Annotated in this window: 11 protein-coding genes; 5 read left to right on the top strand and 6 right to left on the bottom strand. The window is 73.0% G+C overall.

Going from position 1 to position 14,902, the window contains the following annotated elements:
- Nucleotides 1-16: 16 nt before the first annotated feature.
- The gene (locus V1260_RS10945) at nt 17-235 is read right to left on the bottom strand and encodes a DUF7455 domain-containing protein (RefSeq protein WP_329746853.1); all 219 of its coding nucleotides are present in this window, start codon (nt 233-235) and stop codon (nt 17-19) included.
- Between the two features lie 205 nt (nt 236-440).
- On the opposite strand from V1260_RS10945, the gene V1260_RS10940 reads away from it, so the two are divergent.
- Together V1260_RS10940 and hisF are read left to right on the top strand one after the other, a co-directional pair.
- Entirely contained in the window at nt 441-2,558 is a 2,118-nt protein-coding gene (locus V1260_RS10940; RefSeq protein ID WP_329746852.1) for a DNA gyrase/topoisomerase IV subunit B, read from the top strand.
- Nucleotides 2,555-3,340, top strand: a complete 786-nt coding sequence (gene hisF / locus V1260_RS10935) for an imidazole glycerol phosphate synthase subunit HisF (RefSeq protein WP_329746851.1) — start codon at nt 2,555-2,557, stop codon at nt 3,338-3,340. Before V1260_RS10940 ends, hisF begins: the two co-directional genes overlap by 4 nt.
- Nucleotides 3,341-3,471: 131 nt before the next feature.
- Here hisF and V1260_RS10930 read toward each other — a convergent pair whose 3' ends face one another.
- The 4 genes from V1260_RS10930 to V1260_RS10915 all read right to left on the bottom strand — a co-directional run bounded on the left by V1260_RS10930 (nt 3,472) and on the right by V1260_RS10915 (nt 8,769).
- A complete protein-coding gene (locus tag V1260_RS10930; RefSeq protein WP_329746850.1) occupies nt 3,472-3,732 on the bottom strand; it encodes a hypothetical protein in 261 nt (86 codons plus the stop codon).
- 505 nt (nt 3,733-4,237) lie between these two features.
- Nucleotides 4,238-5,113, bottom strand: a complete 876-nt coding sequence (locus V1260_RS10925; protein ID WP_329746849.1) for a D-hexose-6-phosphate mutarotase — start codon at nt 5,111-5,113, stop codon at nt 4,238-4,240.
- A gap of 42 nt (nt 5,114-5,155) precedes the next feature.
- The gene (locus V1260_RS10920) at nt 5,156-6,298 is read right to left on the bottom strand and encodes a DUF998 domain-containing protein (RefSeq protein ID WP_329746848.1); all 1,143 of its coding nucleotides are present in this window, start codon (nt 6,296-6,298) and stop codon (nt 5,156-5,158) included.
- A gap of 14 nt (nt 6,299-6,312) precedes the next feature.
- Nucleotides 6,313-8,769, bottom strand: coding sequence for a DNA gyrase/topoisomerase IV subunit A (locus V1260_RS10915; protein ID WP_329746847.1), 2,457 nt, complete (start codon nt 8,767-8,769; stop codon nt 6,313-6,315).
- Nucleotides 8,770-8,872: 103 nt separating this feature from the next.
- Here V1260_RS10915 and V1260_RS10910 point away from each other — a divergent pair, with 103 nt between their 5' ends.
- The 3 genes from V1260_RS10910 (at nt 8,873) to V1260_RS10900 (ending at nt 13,430) form a co-directional block, all read left to right on the top strand.
- Nucleotides 8,873-11,611, top strand: a complete 2,739-nt coding sequence (locus V1260_RS10910; protein ID WP_329746846.1) for a GNAT family N-acetyltransferase — start codon at nt 8,873-8,875, stop codon at nt 11,609-11,611.
- 98 nt (nt 11,612-11,709) lie between these two features.
- Nucleotides 11,710-12,285: a DUF5998 family protein gene (locus V1260_RS10905; protein ID WP_329746845.1), complete on the top strand. Its 576-nt coding sequence runs from the start codon at nt 11,710-11,712 to the stop codon at nt 12,283-12,285.
- Nucleotides 12,286-12,293: 8 nt separating this feature from the next.
- Nucleotides 12,294-13,430 carry an alkaline phosphatase family protein gene (locus V1260_RS10900; protein WP_329746844.1) on the top strand — a complete coding sequence of 379 codons (1,137 nt, stop codon included), beginning with the start codon at nt 12,294-12,296 and terminating at the stop codon, nt 13,428-13,430.
- Nucleotides 13,431-13,514: 84 nt separating this feature from the next.
- On the opposite strand, the gene sepH is transcribed toward V1260_RS10900, so the two are convergent.
- Nucleotides 13,515-14,798, bottom strand: coding sequence for a septation protein SepH (gene sepH / locus V1260_RS10895; protein WP_329746843.1), 1,284 nt, complete (start codon nt 14,796-14,798; stop codon nt 13,515-13,517).
- Nucleotides 14,799-14,902: the final 104 nt, after the last annotated feature.

Below are 14,902 nucleotides of genomic sequence, written 5' to 3'. Positions count from 1 at the left end.
GGAAGGACGGGTGAGGTCAGTCCTCGACGGGCTCCGGCTTGGCGTGCAACCGCTCGGTCTCGTCGATGACCTCGGCGGCGATGCCCTGGAGAGCATCCTGGTGGGCGCGGGCATGGTGGGCGCAGAACATCAGCTCACCGCCGGCCTCGAGGAGCACCTTGACGTACGCCTGGGCGCCGCAGCGGTCGCAGCGGTCGTGGGCAGTCAGCCGGGGGGCTTCGAGAGTCAGGTTCATGGGGTCTTTTGTAGCACCCGGAGGCCCCGCTCGGCTGGGACGGGGATCACGGTTCGCTCGCGGCGCAACACCGGCGCATCAGGGCGGGCATCGGGCCGGGCGCCGGCCGGACTCAAGACGGCCGTCGGACGGCTCGTGGAGCTGTGAGCGGCCACGCAGCCCCGGCCTCCCGGGTTCTGAGCGTCCTGCCACGTAGGATCCCAGGGTGTCCACCACCAGCACCGCGAAGAGCACCGCCTATGACGCCCGCAACCTTCAGGTCCTCGAGGGCCTCGAGGCCGTGCGCAAGCGACCGGGCATGTACATCGGCTCCACCGATTCCCGGGGCCTCATGCACTGCCTCTGGGAGATCCTCGACAACGCCGTGGACGAGGCGCTCGGCGGCAACGGGGACTCGATCGCCGTGATCCTCCACCCCGACGCGTCCGTCGAGGTGCGGGACACCGGCCGCGGCGTCCCCGTCGACGTCGAGCCCCGCACCGGGCTGACTGGCGTCGAGGTGGTCTACACCAAGCTGCACGCGGGCGGGAAGTTCGGCGGCGGCTCCTACGCCGCCTCCGGCGGCCTCCACGGTGTCGGCGCGAGCGTCGTCAACGCCCTCTCCGCACGTCTCGACGTCGAGGTGGACCGCGCCGGGAAGACCTACGCCATGAGCTTCCAGCGCGGCCAGGCCGGTGTCTTCGCCGACGACGGCGAGCCGAGCCCCACCGCGCCGTTCACCCCGGCCGACGGCCCGGCCGAGCTGCGCGTGATCGGGAAGGCCAAGCGCGGCGTTACCGGCACCCGCGTGCGCTATTGGGCCGACCCGCAGATCTTCGTCAAGGGCTCCCACTTCTCCCTCGACGACCTCACGCGCCGAGCTCGTCAGACGGCCTTCCTGGTCCCGGGGCTCGCGATCGCGGTCACCGACCACCGCCCCGAGGCCTCGCCCGACCAGCCCGCGACCCGCACTTACCGCTACGAGGGCGGTATCGGCGAGTTCGTGGAGTACCTCGCCCAGGACCAGCGGATCACCGACGTGCTCCGCCTGCAGGGCAGCGGCGACTACACCGAGACCATCCCGGTGCTCGACAGCAAGGGCCACATGGTCTCGACCGAGGTGCAGCGGACCTGCGAGGTCGACGTGGCGCTGCGGTGGGGCTCCGACTACGAGTCCACGACCCGTTCCTTCGTCAACATCGTCGCGACTCCCAAGGGCGGGACGCACCTGACCGGCTTCGAGCAGGCGCTCGTCAAGGTGATGCGCAAGCAGGTCGAGAACCAGGCGCGGCGGGTCAAGTTCAACGCGAAGAACGAGAAGATCGAGAAGGACGACACCCTCGCCGGCCTCACCGCGGTGGTGAGCGTCCGCATCGAGGAGCCCCAGTTCGAGGGGCAGACCAAGGAGGTGCTCGGCACCCCGGCGATCCGCCAGATCGTGGCCAAGGTGGTCGAGGACCGCCTCACCGACTTCCTCACCTCCACGAAGAAGGGGGAGAAGGAGCAGGCTGCGCTGGTCATCGACAAGGTGGTCTCCGAGATGCGGGCCCGCATCTCGGCCCGCATGCACAAGGAGGTCTCGCGCCGCAAGAACGCGCTCGAGTCCTCGACCATGCCCACCAAGCTCGCCGACTGCCGCTCGACCGACGTGGAGCGTTCGGAGCTGTTCATCGTCGAGGGCGACAGCGCCCTCGGCACGGCGAAGAACGCCCGCGACTCCGAGTTCCAGGCGCTGCTGCCGATCCGCGGCAAGATCCTCAACGTGCAGAAGGCCACGATCACCGACATGCTGAAGAACGCCGAGTGCGCGGCGATCATCCAGGTGATCGGTGCGGGCTCCGGGCGCACCTTCGACCTGGACGCTGCTCGCTACGGCAAGATCATCATGATGACGGACGCGGACGTCGACGGCGCCCACATCCGCACCCTGCTGCTCACCCTCTTCCACCGCTACATGCGGCCGCTGGTCGAGGCGGGGCGGGTGTACGCCGCGGTGCCGCCGCTGCACCGGGTGGAGATCGTCCACGGCGGGTCGAAGAAGAACGAGCTGGTCTACACCTACTCCGAGGCGGAGCTGCAGAAGCTGCTGACCTCCCTCGAGCGGCGCGGCAAGCGGTACAAGGAGCCGATCCAGCGCTACAAGGGTCTCGGCGAGATGGACGCCGATCAGCTCGCGGACACCACCATGGATCCCCGTCAGCGGACCCTCCGCCGCGTGCGGATCGAGGACGCGGAGGCGGCCAGCGCCATGTTCGAGCTGTTGATGGGCTCCGAGGTCGCTCCGCGCAAGCAGTTCATCATCGAGGGCGCCGAGGAGCTGGACATGGAGAGGATCGACGCATGAGCGTGTCCGTGAGGGTCATCCCCTGCCTGGACGTCGACGCGGGCCGCGTCGTCAAGGGCGTGAACTTCCAGGGCCTGCGCGATGCCGGTGATCCCGTCGAGCTCGCCGCCCGCTACGGCTCCGAGGGCGCCGACGAGCTCACCTTCCTGGACGTCACCGCCTCCTCCGGCGGCCGCGACACGATGATCGACGTGGTCCGCCGCACCGCCGAGCAGGTGTTCATCCCCCTGACCGTCGGCGGCGGGGTGCGCTCGGCAGAAGACGTCGACCAGCTCCTGCGCGCCGGGGCCGACAAGTGCGGGGTCAACACCGCGGCGATCGGCCGCCCCGAGGTCGTCTCGGAGATCTCCCGGCGCTTCGGCAATCAGGTGCTGGTGCTCTCGATCGACGCCCGCCGGGTCACCGACGAGACCCCGGAGGGCTCGGCCCGCACCGGCTCCGGCTTCGAGGTCACGACCCATGGTGGACGGCGCGGCACCGGGATCGACGCGATCGCGTGGATCCGGGAGGTCACCGAGCGGGGAGCAGGCGAGATCCTGCTCAACTCCATGGATGCCGACGGCACGAAGAACGGCTTCGACCTCGAGCTGATCCGTCTCGCCCGCGAGGCGACCTCGCTGCCGCTGATCGCCTCGGGCGGCGCGGGAGCCCCGGAGCACTTCGCGCCCGCCGTGCGGGCGGGAGCCGATGCAGTGCTCGCCGCGAGCGTCTTCCACTTCCAGGAGTTCACCATCGCCGAGGCGAAAGCGGCGATGGCGGCCGAGGGCATCACGGTCCGCTGACCCGCAGAACGACGGCCCGCCCTGTCCCCGCGAGGGGCGGGCGGGCCGTCGTCCTGCGGTGGCCCCCGGCGAGCTCGCCGGGCGAGCCGAGCGAGCACTGCGACCCCGGCGGGATCGCACGGTCGCGCGGATCATCGATGCAGCAGCCCGGTGACGAGCAGGGTGCGCTGCAGGATCGCCTCCTGCTCCGCACGGGCCTGCCGAGCGGCCTGCTCGCGGCGCGCGCGGCGGATCGCCAGCAGCCGGGTGAGGAGGGCGCGCGCCCTCTCCACCTCGATCACGTCCGTCTCGGAGGCGAACGCGGGGGCCGACGTGGCGGGACGCGGTGCGGGGCGGGGAGTGGGGAGGGGACGGACGGTGGTGGTGGGTGAACGGGTGGTCGTGGTGGTCATGGCATCTCCTCGGGATGATGCATCGAGTCTTCGGGGGAGGGAGGACGGGATCCGTCCTCGAACCGGGCCCATGCCCCGACCAATTCGGGGACGGGCGGAAGCCCACTGGGGCCTCAGGCGGAGTCCGCTCGCCGGGCAGGCGGGCGCGACGGAGCGCTCGACGAGGTCGAGAGAATCAGGGATGGTCGGGGTCGGGGACCGCGCCGACCAGCGGCGGGGCGGGTGCGCCTCAGCCGGCGGTGATGCGGCCCGCCGGACCCCCGACGAGCACCGTCGGGGTCGGGTTCGGGGTCTGCAGCATCTCCATGACCCCAGTCGACCACGGGGACGTTCAGCGACGCCAGCGATTAATCGGGCGCCGACGCCCGCGGACAGCGAAAGGGCCCGGCCGCTCCGTGAGGCGCGGCCGGGACACACCACCCCACCCCCCCCCCCCCCAAAAAAAAAACAACCCCCCCCCCCCCCCCCCCCCCCCCCCCCCCCCCCCGGGACCGAGCAGATGGGGTCAGTGCTCGATGCGGTAGGTGACGCCGAGGGTGTGGGTCTCTCCCGCGGCGAGGGCGACGAACCCGTCCTTGGCGGCGGCCGGCTCGACGCACACGAACTCGGGCCAGGCCACGTCGGGCACGTCCGGGAGACCGGTGACGAGGGTGTCGAAGGGGTTCCACACCACGGTGCGGGAGGTGCCGCGGGCCGCAGAGACGATCCGTCGGCCGCGCCGGGGATCGTCCACGACGACCTCCGCGGTGGAGTCGACGACCCGATCGGACGCCTCGGTCAGGCGCAGCGGCTCCTCCGGGAGCACGGCCGGGGCGAGGCCGCGGGTGTTGTCGAGATAGTCGGCGCCCTCGAGTCCCCCGATCGTGATCTCGCGGACGTCGCCGACGGCGAGATAGGTGTGGAGCGCGGCCTCGAGCTCGAGCCCCTGCTCGCCCGCGGTGATCGCGAGGTCGAGGGACAGCTCGGCCCCGATCCGGACGGTGAGGGAGGCCGTCAGATCCGGTCGATCGGCGGGGGAGTCGAGCACGAGCACGGTCTCCTCGCCCTCGCGGGTCGCGGAGCGCAGCTCCCAGCGGACGTTCCGCAGCCAGCCGTGCTTGACCTCCTGGTCGCCGTCTCGGCCGGGCCCGAACCAGGGGCCGACGAGCGGTACGCCGCCGCGGACCGCGACGCCGGGACCGAAGCCCGAGGTGGGGCTGAGCCACAGGAGATCCTCTTCGCCCGCCAGCACGGCGCTGACCAGGTGCGCGCCGTCGAGCAGCAGGACCGCGGTCGCTGCGGGAGTATCCACCAGCACGGCATCGACGCCGTGGGCGGTGCCGAGGCGCACGCCGTCGGGGAGGGAGAGGGACGAGGGAGCAGGGTGCTCGGTGCTGTTCATGGCGTCATCGTGCCACGGGGACCGGTGACCGCCGGAGGACGGTCAGGGAGTTGTCGGCGCGGCGTCGGCTCGGGCGGGCTCGGCGGGCACCTCCGCGGTCTCCGTCCCCTCGGCGGCCGCGGAGACGGTCCGGATGAACAGCAGCAGCCACACGTACATGGTCACCGCCGCGCCCATTTCGAAGGCGGTCATGTTCAGGTAGCCGACCACCACGAACAGGACGATCAGCATGATCAGGATCGCGAAAGCGATCGCAGTGAACACCAGCAGCCCTCCCGGGAGCCGTCGCAGCAGGAGCGGGAAGACGATCAGGGCGAGCCCGAACACCACCACGAGCAGTTGGGCGACGACATTGTGCCAGGGCACGGAGACCGCCCGGGAGATCAGGGCGACCAGCGCGAGCAGCAGCCCGAGCACGACGAGGGTCCCGCGCACCACGTGGACGATCCAAGGCGCGGCCCCGCTCGCGGCCGCCCACCGCTCCAGGTCGTGGGCGACGAAGTCACCCACCGCCACGAAGGCGAGCCCGGTGAGCAGGAGGGTCAGGTTGAAGGTGCGCCCCGCAGAGCCCGGATCCTCGCCGAGCCGGGAGAAGTAGCGCTCCCACCAGTAGGGGTCGGGGGAGAGCATCGCGGAGGCGAGCACACCCACGGTCAGGAACACCATCAGCAGCGTCGCGAGGCTCCGCCCGTCGAGCGCGGCGGCGCCCGCGGAGACGATGTACGCCCACAGACCCGTCGTGGCCGCGACCCAGAAGGTGCTCGCGAAGTGGTCCAGGGCGACGCCCAGGAACGCCTGCTGCAGCAAGCCGTACATCGCGCTCGTGAGCAGGAGGGCGAGGGCGGCGAACACCAGCGCCGGACCGACGATCGTGAGCGCCCGGCGCAGCAGCGGCACCGTCCGTACCCAGGGGTGGCGACGGGGGAGGAGCACCGCCATGGACACGGCGGCGACCGCGCCCGCGGTGAGGGCCGAGGAGGCCGCGGCGACCTGTCCGATCGAGCGGTCCCCGGAAAGGGGAGCGGTGCCGTCCAGGGCGAGCAGTCCCACGGCCACTCCGACGACGGCCCCGCCGAGCCCGAGAGCGAGGGCCGAGGACTCGGTGCGGCTCGCCGCCGTCGGACGGGGGTGCCCCGGACCCGAGCGCGGCGAGGGCTCGGAGCCGACGGGGCGCCCGGCGGTCACGGCCCGGGCCCCGGTCAGCCGACCGCGGCGATCGGGACCGGCACCGGGGTGCCCGATCCGTCGCGTCGTCCGGTCGGCTCCGGCAGATCGATGGGCTGACCCGCCTCGGAGGAGGCTCGCGCCGGATGCGGCACGACCCACGCGCCGATCAGCTCGTCCTCGCCGCGCAGGAAGCGGTGGCAGCGCATCCCCGCGGTGGCCCGGCCCTTGGCCGGGAAGTCGGTCAGCGGGGAGACCTTGAGAGAGCCGGTCTGCAGCAGCGGCAGCGTCGCGGAGCTGCCGGCCACCGTGACCACGTCGGCGGGAGCGGTGACGTCGATCGCCCCGAAGCTGATCACCCGCGCGCCGTCGGCGAGCTTGATTCCGGCCACGCCGCCCGCGGCCCGGCCCTGGGGTCGGATCCCGGAGGCCGGGAAGTGGAGCAGCTGGGCGTCGGAGGTGACGAACACGAGATCCAGGTCCGCGTCGACCTCGAGATCGACCACTCCCACCACGGCGTCCCCGTCCTTCAGGGAGATGACCTCGAAGCCGTCGGTGCGGGGGAAGTCGAGCTGGACCCGCTTCACCACGCCCTGACGGGTGCCGAGCGCGATCGCCCCGCCGCGGGAGAGATCGTCCTCCGCGACGCGGACCAGCGCGAGGGCCCGCTCGTCCCGCCCGAGGTCCACGAGATCCGCGAGCCGGGTGCCGCCGGCGAGGGACGGCGCCCCCGCCGTCGGGGCGAGCGTCGGCAGGTCCACGACGGCAAGGCGCAGCAGACGGCCGCGATCGGTGACCACGCCCACCGCGGAGCGGGTCGAGGTGAGCACGTCCGAGACGATCACGTCATGCGCCCCCCGCTGCCCGTCCCGGCGCAGCGTCTCCTCCCCGGCGGCCCGGGCGACCAGGCCCGTGCCGGTGAACAGCACGCGGCAGGGCTCGTCGGCGACCTCGAGCGACGCCCCCGCGGTGGGAGCCGGGGCGGCGGAGGACTCCAACAGCACCGTGCGCCGGGCATCGCCGTGCTCCGCGGCGACGGCGGCCAGCTCGTCGGAGACCAGCCGGCGCAGCACCTCGTCGGAGCCCAGGATCTCCTCGAGCGCCTCGATCTCCCGGCGCAGCTCGTCGCGCTCCGCCTCGAGGTCGATCTGCGAGAACTTGGTCAGCCGCCGCAGGCGCAGCTCGAGGATGTACTCGGCCTGCACCTCGGTGAGGTCGAAGACCTGCATCAGACGACCGCGCGCGATCTCCGCGTCGTCGCTGGTGCGGACGATCTGGATCACCTCGTCGATGTCCAGGATCGCGAGCAGCAGGCCCTCGACCAGGTGCAGCCGTGCCTTCCGCTTCGCCAGCCGATGCTCGGTGCGGCGGCGCACCACGGTGATCCGGTGGTCGACGAAGACCTCGAGCATCTGCTTGAGGCCCAGGGTGCGCGGCTGCCCGTCCACGAGCGCCACGTTGTTGATCCCGAAGGACTCCTCGAGCGGCGTGTACCGGTACAGCTGCTCGAGCACCGCCTCGGGCTCGAAGCCGGACTTCACGGTGAGCACGAGCCGGAGGCCGTGATGACGGTCCGTGAGGTCCTGGTAGTCGGTGATGCCCTGGACCCGCTTCGCCTGGACCGCGTCGCGCAGCTTCTCGGCGACCTTCTCGGGACCGACCTGGTAGGGCAGCTCGGTGACGACGATGCCCTTGCGCCGCGAGGTGATGTTCTCGATGCGGGTGGTGGCGCGCATCTTGAAGGAGCCGCGTCCCGTGCGGTACGCGTCCCGGATCCCGTCCAGCCCGATGATCCGCCCGCCGGTGGGGAGATCCGGACCGGGGACGAAGCGCATCAGCTCCTCGAGCGTCGCCTCCGGGTGATCGATCAGGTGCCGCGCCGCCGAGATCGCCTCCACGAGGTTGTGCGGGGCCATGTTCGTGGCCATGCCGACGGCGATCCCCGAGGCGCCGTTGACCAGCAAGTTCGGGTACTGGGCGGGGAGCACCTCGGGCTGGGTGAGCTGATTGTCGTAGTTCGGGACGCGGTCCACGACGTCCTCGTCCAGCGACTCGGTCATCAGCAGCGCCGCCCGGGCCAGACGCGCCTCGGTGTAGCGCGGCGCCGCCGGACCGTTGTCGAGCGAGCCGAAGTTGCCGTGCCCGTCCACGAGCGGCAGGCGCATGTTGAAGCTCTGCGCCATCCGCACCAGGGCGTCGTAGATGGCGGTGTCGCCGTGAGGATGGAGCTTGCCCATCACCTCGCCGACGACGCGCTGGCTCTTGACGTGGCCGCGGTCGGGGCGCAGGCCCATCTCGCTCATCATGTAGAGGATGCGGCGCTGCACGGGCTTGAGGCCGTCGCGCGCGTCCGGCAGGGCCCGCGAGTAGATCACCGAGTAGGCGTACTCGAGGAACGAGGACTCCATCTCGCTGGTGACGTCGATGTCGACGATGGTCTCGTCGACCGCATCTCCCGCGCCGGGGGGCTGGGTGCTTCGTGATCGGGCCATGGGGGACATCATCGCGCATGACCGGCACCGATCCCGGCAGACGGGGCCGTCCGCGGGACGTGAGAACCGTCCCGCGCGCGGCCTGCGACGATAGGATCCGGACATGGTCGAGCGACGTGAGGACCGGCGCCCCGGACGCCGCCGCCCGGGGACCGCGAGCCCGGGAGGTCCTGCCGAGGGCCGCCGTCCGCGGCTCGCCTATCCCGCCCACTGGGAGGCGGACATCGCCCTGCGCGACGGCACCGCGGCGCACCTGCGCCCCATCCGGCCCTCCGACGCCGATGCCCTCCAGGCCTTTCACGTCGCCCAGTCCGAGCAGTCCCGTTACCTGCGGTTCTTCGCGCCGATGCCGCGGCTGTCCCCTCGTGACCTGGCGCGCTTCACCGTCGTCGACCATCGCGACCGGGTGGCCTTCGTCGTCGAGGTGGGCGAGGAGATCATCGCCGTCGCCCGGTACGACCGCACCGGACCGGGGGAGGCCGAGGTCGCCTTCAACGTGGCCGACTCGCGACAGGGGACCGGGCTAGGCTCGGTGCTGCTCGAGCATCTCGCGGCCGCCGCCCGCGAACGGGGGATCGGGGTCTTCGTCGCCGAGGTGCTCCCGCAGAACGCACGGATGATCGGGGTGTTCACCGATGCCGGCTTCGACGTCGAGCGCACCCTCGACGACGGGGTCGTGCAGGTCACCTTCCGCATCGATCCCACGGCGCGCTCCCTGCAGGTCATGGCCGAGCGCGAGCATCGTGCCGAGGCACGGGCCATGGAGCTCCTGCTGCATCCCCGCTCGGTGCTCCTCGTCGGCGTCTCCTCCCGGGACGACTCCGTCGGCGGGCGCTTCCTGACCGCGCTCGAGCGGTCCGGCTACACCGGGGCCGTGCACGTCGTCTCCCGTGAGTCGTTCGAGCTGCGCGGGCATCGCACCCGCGCCCGGATCGGCGACGTCCCGGGACCGGTGGACCTGGCCGTGATCGCCCTGCGCCCCGAGGCCTGTCTCGGGGCGATCGAGGAGTGCGTGGAGATCGGCGTCCGATCCGTCGTGATCCCCACCGAGGGCTTCTCCGACAGCGACGGCGGACGGGCCCTGCAGCGGGAGCTCGTCGCCCGCGCCCGACGCCACGGCATGCGCCTGCTCGGCCCCGGATCGCTCGGTTTCCTGCGCACGGGCGAGGACGCCATCAGCCTCTCCCTCGCCCCCGCCATGCCGCGTCCCGGCCGCGTCGCGCTCGCCGGGCAGTCAAGCGCCCTCTCCGCCCTGCTGCTCGCGGGGGCCGACACGCGCGGCATCGGACTGCACGAGTTCGTCGGCGCCGGCAATCGGGCGGACGTCTCCCTCAACGACACCCTGCAGTACTGGGAGGACGCCGAGGAGGTGGGGGTGATCGCCCTGGCGCTCGAGTCGATGGGCAACCCCCGCAAGTTCACCCGTCTCGCCCGTCGCATCACGCGGCGCACGCCCGTGATCGTGCTGCGCCCACCGGGCCTCGCGACGAGCGGACCGCCCGGGCACGACGTCCGGCTCTCCGAGCTCCCGCGCCGCGCCCTCGACCAGGTGCTCGACTCCGCCGGGGTGGTGCAGGCCCAGGGGGTGGACCACCTGCTCGACGTCGTCGACGCGCTCGGACGCCAGGGCCTCCCGCCGGGGCCGCGCACCGGACTGCTCTCCAACACCGCTGCGCTCGGTGCGGCACTGCGCGGAGCGGCCGACGAGGCCGGGCTCGACGTGGTCGCCGACAACCGCTCGGTCCCGCTCGCCCCGGACCCCCGCCTCGTGCAGCGCGCCTTCACCTCGATGGCGGCGCTCGGCGAGGTGGACCTGGTGATCGCCGGGGTGCTCGACCCGCTCACCTCCGATCCGACGGAGCTGATCCGGCAGATGGCGCAGATCGCCCGGCACTCCGAGGTGGTCCTGCTCGTCTGCCTGATCACCAGCGCCGAGCGCTTCGCCGCCGTGCAGGCCGCGGTGCGCGCCGATTCGGAACTCCCGCCCGTCCACGCGACGCCCTTCGGCGTGGTGCGCGCCGGAGCCGGCATGCTCGCCGCCGCGCTGCGGCCCGCGGCAGACGACGACGAGCCCGCGCGACGGGAGGACGTCGACCGCGCGGCGGCCCGCGCCCTCGTCGACCGGCTGCTGCCCGAGGGCGCGACGGCCGAGGTCGACCTCACCGCCGAGGACCTCGCCGAGCTGCTGGCGGCGTACGGCGTGCCGCTGCTCGAGGCCGTCCCGGTGCGGGACGACGAGGAGGCGGTCGAGGTCGCGGCGCGGATCGGCTATCCCGTCGCCCTCAAGAGCACCGACCCGGTGCTGCGTCATCGCGCGGACCTCGGCGGGGTGCGGCTCGAGATCCCCGACGAGGTGCAGCTGCGCCACGCTCTCGAGTCCATGCGCCGGGACCTGTCCTTCTCGAGCGCGGCCCTCGCCGTGCAGGCCATGGCCCCGCCCGGGGTGGCGATGGTGGTGCGCAGCATCGAGGACCCCTCGCTCGGGCCCGTCGTCAGCCTCTCCGTCGCGGGCGACGCGACCGATCTGCTCGACGACATCTCCTACGCGATCCCGCCCTTCAGCGAGGCCGCCGCGGCGCGCCTGACGCGCGCCCCGGCCTCGGCGGTGAAGCTCGACGGCACCCGCGGGCTGCCCCCCGCGGACCGCGCGGCGCTCGCCGATCTGCTGGTGCGCATCGGGATGCTCGCGGAGGACCTCCCGGAGCTCTCCCGCCTCGACCTGTACCCGGTCCTCGTCGGGCAGGACGGGGTCGCCGTCGTCGGCGCCGAGGGACGGCTCGCCCCCGCCCCGAACCGCACCGACGGGATCCGGCGCGCGCTCGCCGGCCCGGCCGGGTTCTGAGGGCAGCGCTGCCCGCCTGCTCGCACCCGGTCCGGACCGGTCGTGCCGCCCGTCGAGGAGCCCTGCACCGTGCCGGAGGAGCGTGACAGACTGGGCCGATGACCTCCGTACTGCCCGACGACCTGATCGACCAGCTCGAGAGCGCCGGTTACTTCCCCCACATCGCGGGGCAGAGCATCGAGCGCTCCCTGCGCGGTGCCCCTGTGCTCGCCCATCTGGTGCGTCCCGAGACGACCTTCGACGGTCCCGAGGTCCGGAGGCATCTCACCGTGGTGGTGCTGACCGCCGCCCATCTCCTGGTCACCCATCTCGACGACGACCCCGAGGATCAGCTCAATCCGAGCCAGGTGGTCTCCACCACCGAGCGGATCCGTCTGCGCCGGGTATCGGCGACCGGTCTCAGCCAGGTCTTCGACACGGACGGCCAGAAGGCGCCGGGCACGGAGGCCGAGATCACGCTCGGCATCTCCTGGAGCGGCTCCCACCGCGTGGATCTCGAGCGCGCCGTCTGCGACGATCCGTCGTGCCAGATCGACCACGGGTACACCGGCACCGTCGCCCCCGCCGACCTCGCCCTGCGGGTGAGCGCCCTCGCGGACGGCCCTCGCGCCGTGCAGGAGGCGCTCCGCTTCCACCGAGCCCTGCTCGACGCGGTCGACGCCCTCGACGACTGACCGCGCCGGTGACCGCATCGACCCTCCCCGGCCCGGTGGAGTGGCCGGGGGACCTGCTGCCCCCGCCGTTCGCCGAGGGGGCGCACCCCGGACTGCTCGACGTGCTGCCGCCCCTGCTGCACCGCCCGCAGCCCGGTCGGGACCTCGTGCTCCTGCTCGACGGCGTCGGGGCGGACCTGCTCCGCGAGCACCGCTCGCTCACCCCCACGCTGAGGCGCCTGGAGGGAGAGGTCCGCCGCATCCGGACGGTCGCCCCGTCGACCACGGCGAGCGCCATGGTGTCGCTGCACACCGGACTCAGCCCGCTCGAGCACGGCGTGATCGGCTATCTCACCCGCGATCCGGCGACGGGCACGGTCGTGAACCAGCTGACCGGGGACCCGCGGGTCCGGTCGGAGGAGTGGATGCCGCTGCCCACCCCGGTGGAGGCGGGGACGAGGTATGCGGTGCAGGTCGCGCCCGCGAAGCATCAGCGCTCGCACCTCACGGGAGTGGCCTACCGGGGGTGGGACTTCCTGGCGCACGGCCGCGGCGACCGGGTCGAGGCGGTGCGCATCGCGTTGCACCGTGCCGGGTCCGATGGGCTCGTGCACCTGCACCACGACGCAGTCGATCACGCCGGACACCATCACGGGATCGACTCCGAGGCGTGGCGGGATGCGCTGGCCGAGGCGGACGCGCTGCTCGGTGCCCTGCTGCGTCGCCTGCCGCGCGGCACGCGTATCCACGTCACCGCGGATCACGGCATGGTCGACACCTCGCCGCAGCGCACGATCGACCTGGCCGAGCATCCGGCGGTCCACCGCCTGATCGCGGAGGTCGCGGGGGAGCCGCGGGCGGCGACGCTGTTCGCGGTGCCCGGGGCGGAGGCGGATCTGGCCGGCGCCCTGCGGAAGCTCCTCGGCGAGCGGGCGCTCGTGCTCGAGCGGGAGGAGGTCCTGCGCATCGGACTCCTCGGCCCGGCGGGACGCGCACCGGACCCGCGCGTGGCCGGGCGCCTCGGTGACGTGCAGCTGCTCGCCCGGGGTCGGTGGAGCATCGAGGACTCCTCCCGGCGGCCCGCCGGGGCGCCGACGCTGATCGGCGTCCACGGATCGCTCACCGCGGCGGAGTCCTGGGTGCCGCTGCTCACCGTGACGGTCTGAGCGAGGGCGGGTCCGCGCGGGGGCTGGTCAGAGCCAGGGCAGATCCGAGACGAGGCGGACCGGCCGCCCTCAGCTCTGCCGGCCTCAGTCGTGCTTCGAGCCGAAGACGATCTCGTCCCAGCTGGGGATCGAGGAGCGCTTGGACTTGGAGCGCGCGGGGCGCGCCGGCTTCGCGGGGGCGTCCTCCGCGGCGGGGTCCTCGGACTCGTCCGAGGCGCTCTGGGCTGACGGGAGATGGTCGAAGCCGGGCAGCGGCGTGAGGTCGACCGTCTCCTGGTGGTGCACCGCGCCGATCGGGGCGGAGCCCTCGGCCGACTCCTCCTGGTCCGCCGACGTCTCCGGTGCGGTCTCGTCCGCGTCCGGCCCGGCGGCCTCGATGTCGTCCTCGGCCACGGGATCCTGGTCCTCGTCCCGCTCGGAGATCCCGGTCCCGGGGCGCGTGGCGTCGTGCTCGGCGAGCGCCTCACGGTCGGCGGTCTCCTCGAGTTCCCCCGGCTCGTCGGTGCCGGTGGCGTGCGCGGGCGCCGTCTCCTGGGTCTCCTCGTCCGCGAGGCTCGACCACACCGTGCCGCCGTCGTCCAGCGGCGGCACCGAGCGCAGTCCGCGACGGGCGTTGAGCGCCTCGAGCTCGTCCTCCTCGAAGGCCGAGGGCCGCCCCGGCTGATCGGTCCGGCCGGGGCGCGCGCCGGGCCAGGTGTTCCGGCTGCGACGTGGAGCGCCGGTGGTCTCGTCGATCGAGTCGTCACTCTCCACGTCGTACACCGCGCTCTTGACGGCCATCAGGCGGGCCGGGCCGCGGGTGGGCGCGGGAGGGGCGTCCTCATCGCTGATCCAGCGGGCCTCGTCGTCGATCGGGGTCACGGTGCGGGTCTCGAGGTCGGCGATCCACTGCGCCTGACGGGTGCGTCCCCCCGCCGCGAAGGTCAGCTCGAGGGTCCAGGTGCCGTCGGGGCGGCGCCAGGCGTCCCAGGCGGTATCGCCGGCGGCCTCGCGGGCCAGGAGACGCTCGCGCACCACCTCGAGCAGGGCGGGTCCGCCCCGGCCGACGGGGAAGGTGCCGGCGCGCTGCGCCGTCCACTCGCGCTCGGCGAGCACGGGCCCCTCGTAGCGGCGCACGTGCTCGAGCGGGATGTCGGCGGACTCGGAGATCTCCTCGGCGCTGCGGCCCGCGCGGAGCATCGCCTGGATCTCGCGGGGGCGCACCGGAGCGGAGGAGGCCGCCTGGATCGCACCGAGGGCGGGGCGGTCGGTGCGGACGGCGGCGCGCAGGGCGGCGTCGATGCGCACTGTGAAGCGGGTCCCCTCCGAGTCGACGAGGATCAGGTGCTCCCCGTCGTCATGGATCCCGTCGAGTTCGAGCTCTCGCATCGTCGTCCTCTCCGTCGCTGCCCTGGCCTGCGTCCTGCGGTCGCCGTGTGCGCACCCACGTCGGGGCGCTGTGGGGCGTGGGCACCCCGCGGGCCGTGCGTCCG

Origin of the sequence: Brachybacterium sp. J144, from assembly GCF_036321705.1 — a bacterium.
Classification (GTDB): Bacteria; Actinomycetota; Actinomycetes; order Actinomycetales; family Dermabacteraceae; genus Brachybacterium.
This window is presented reverse-complemented; position numbering and strand designations above follow the sequence as displayed.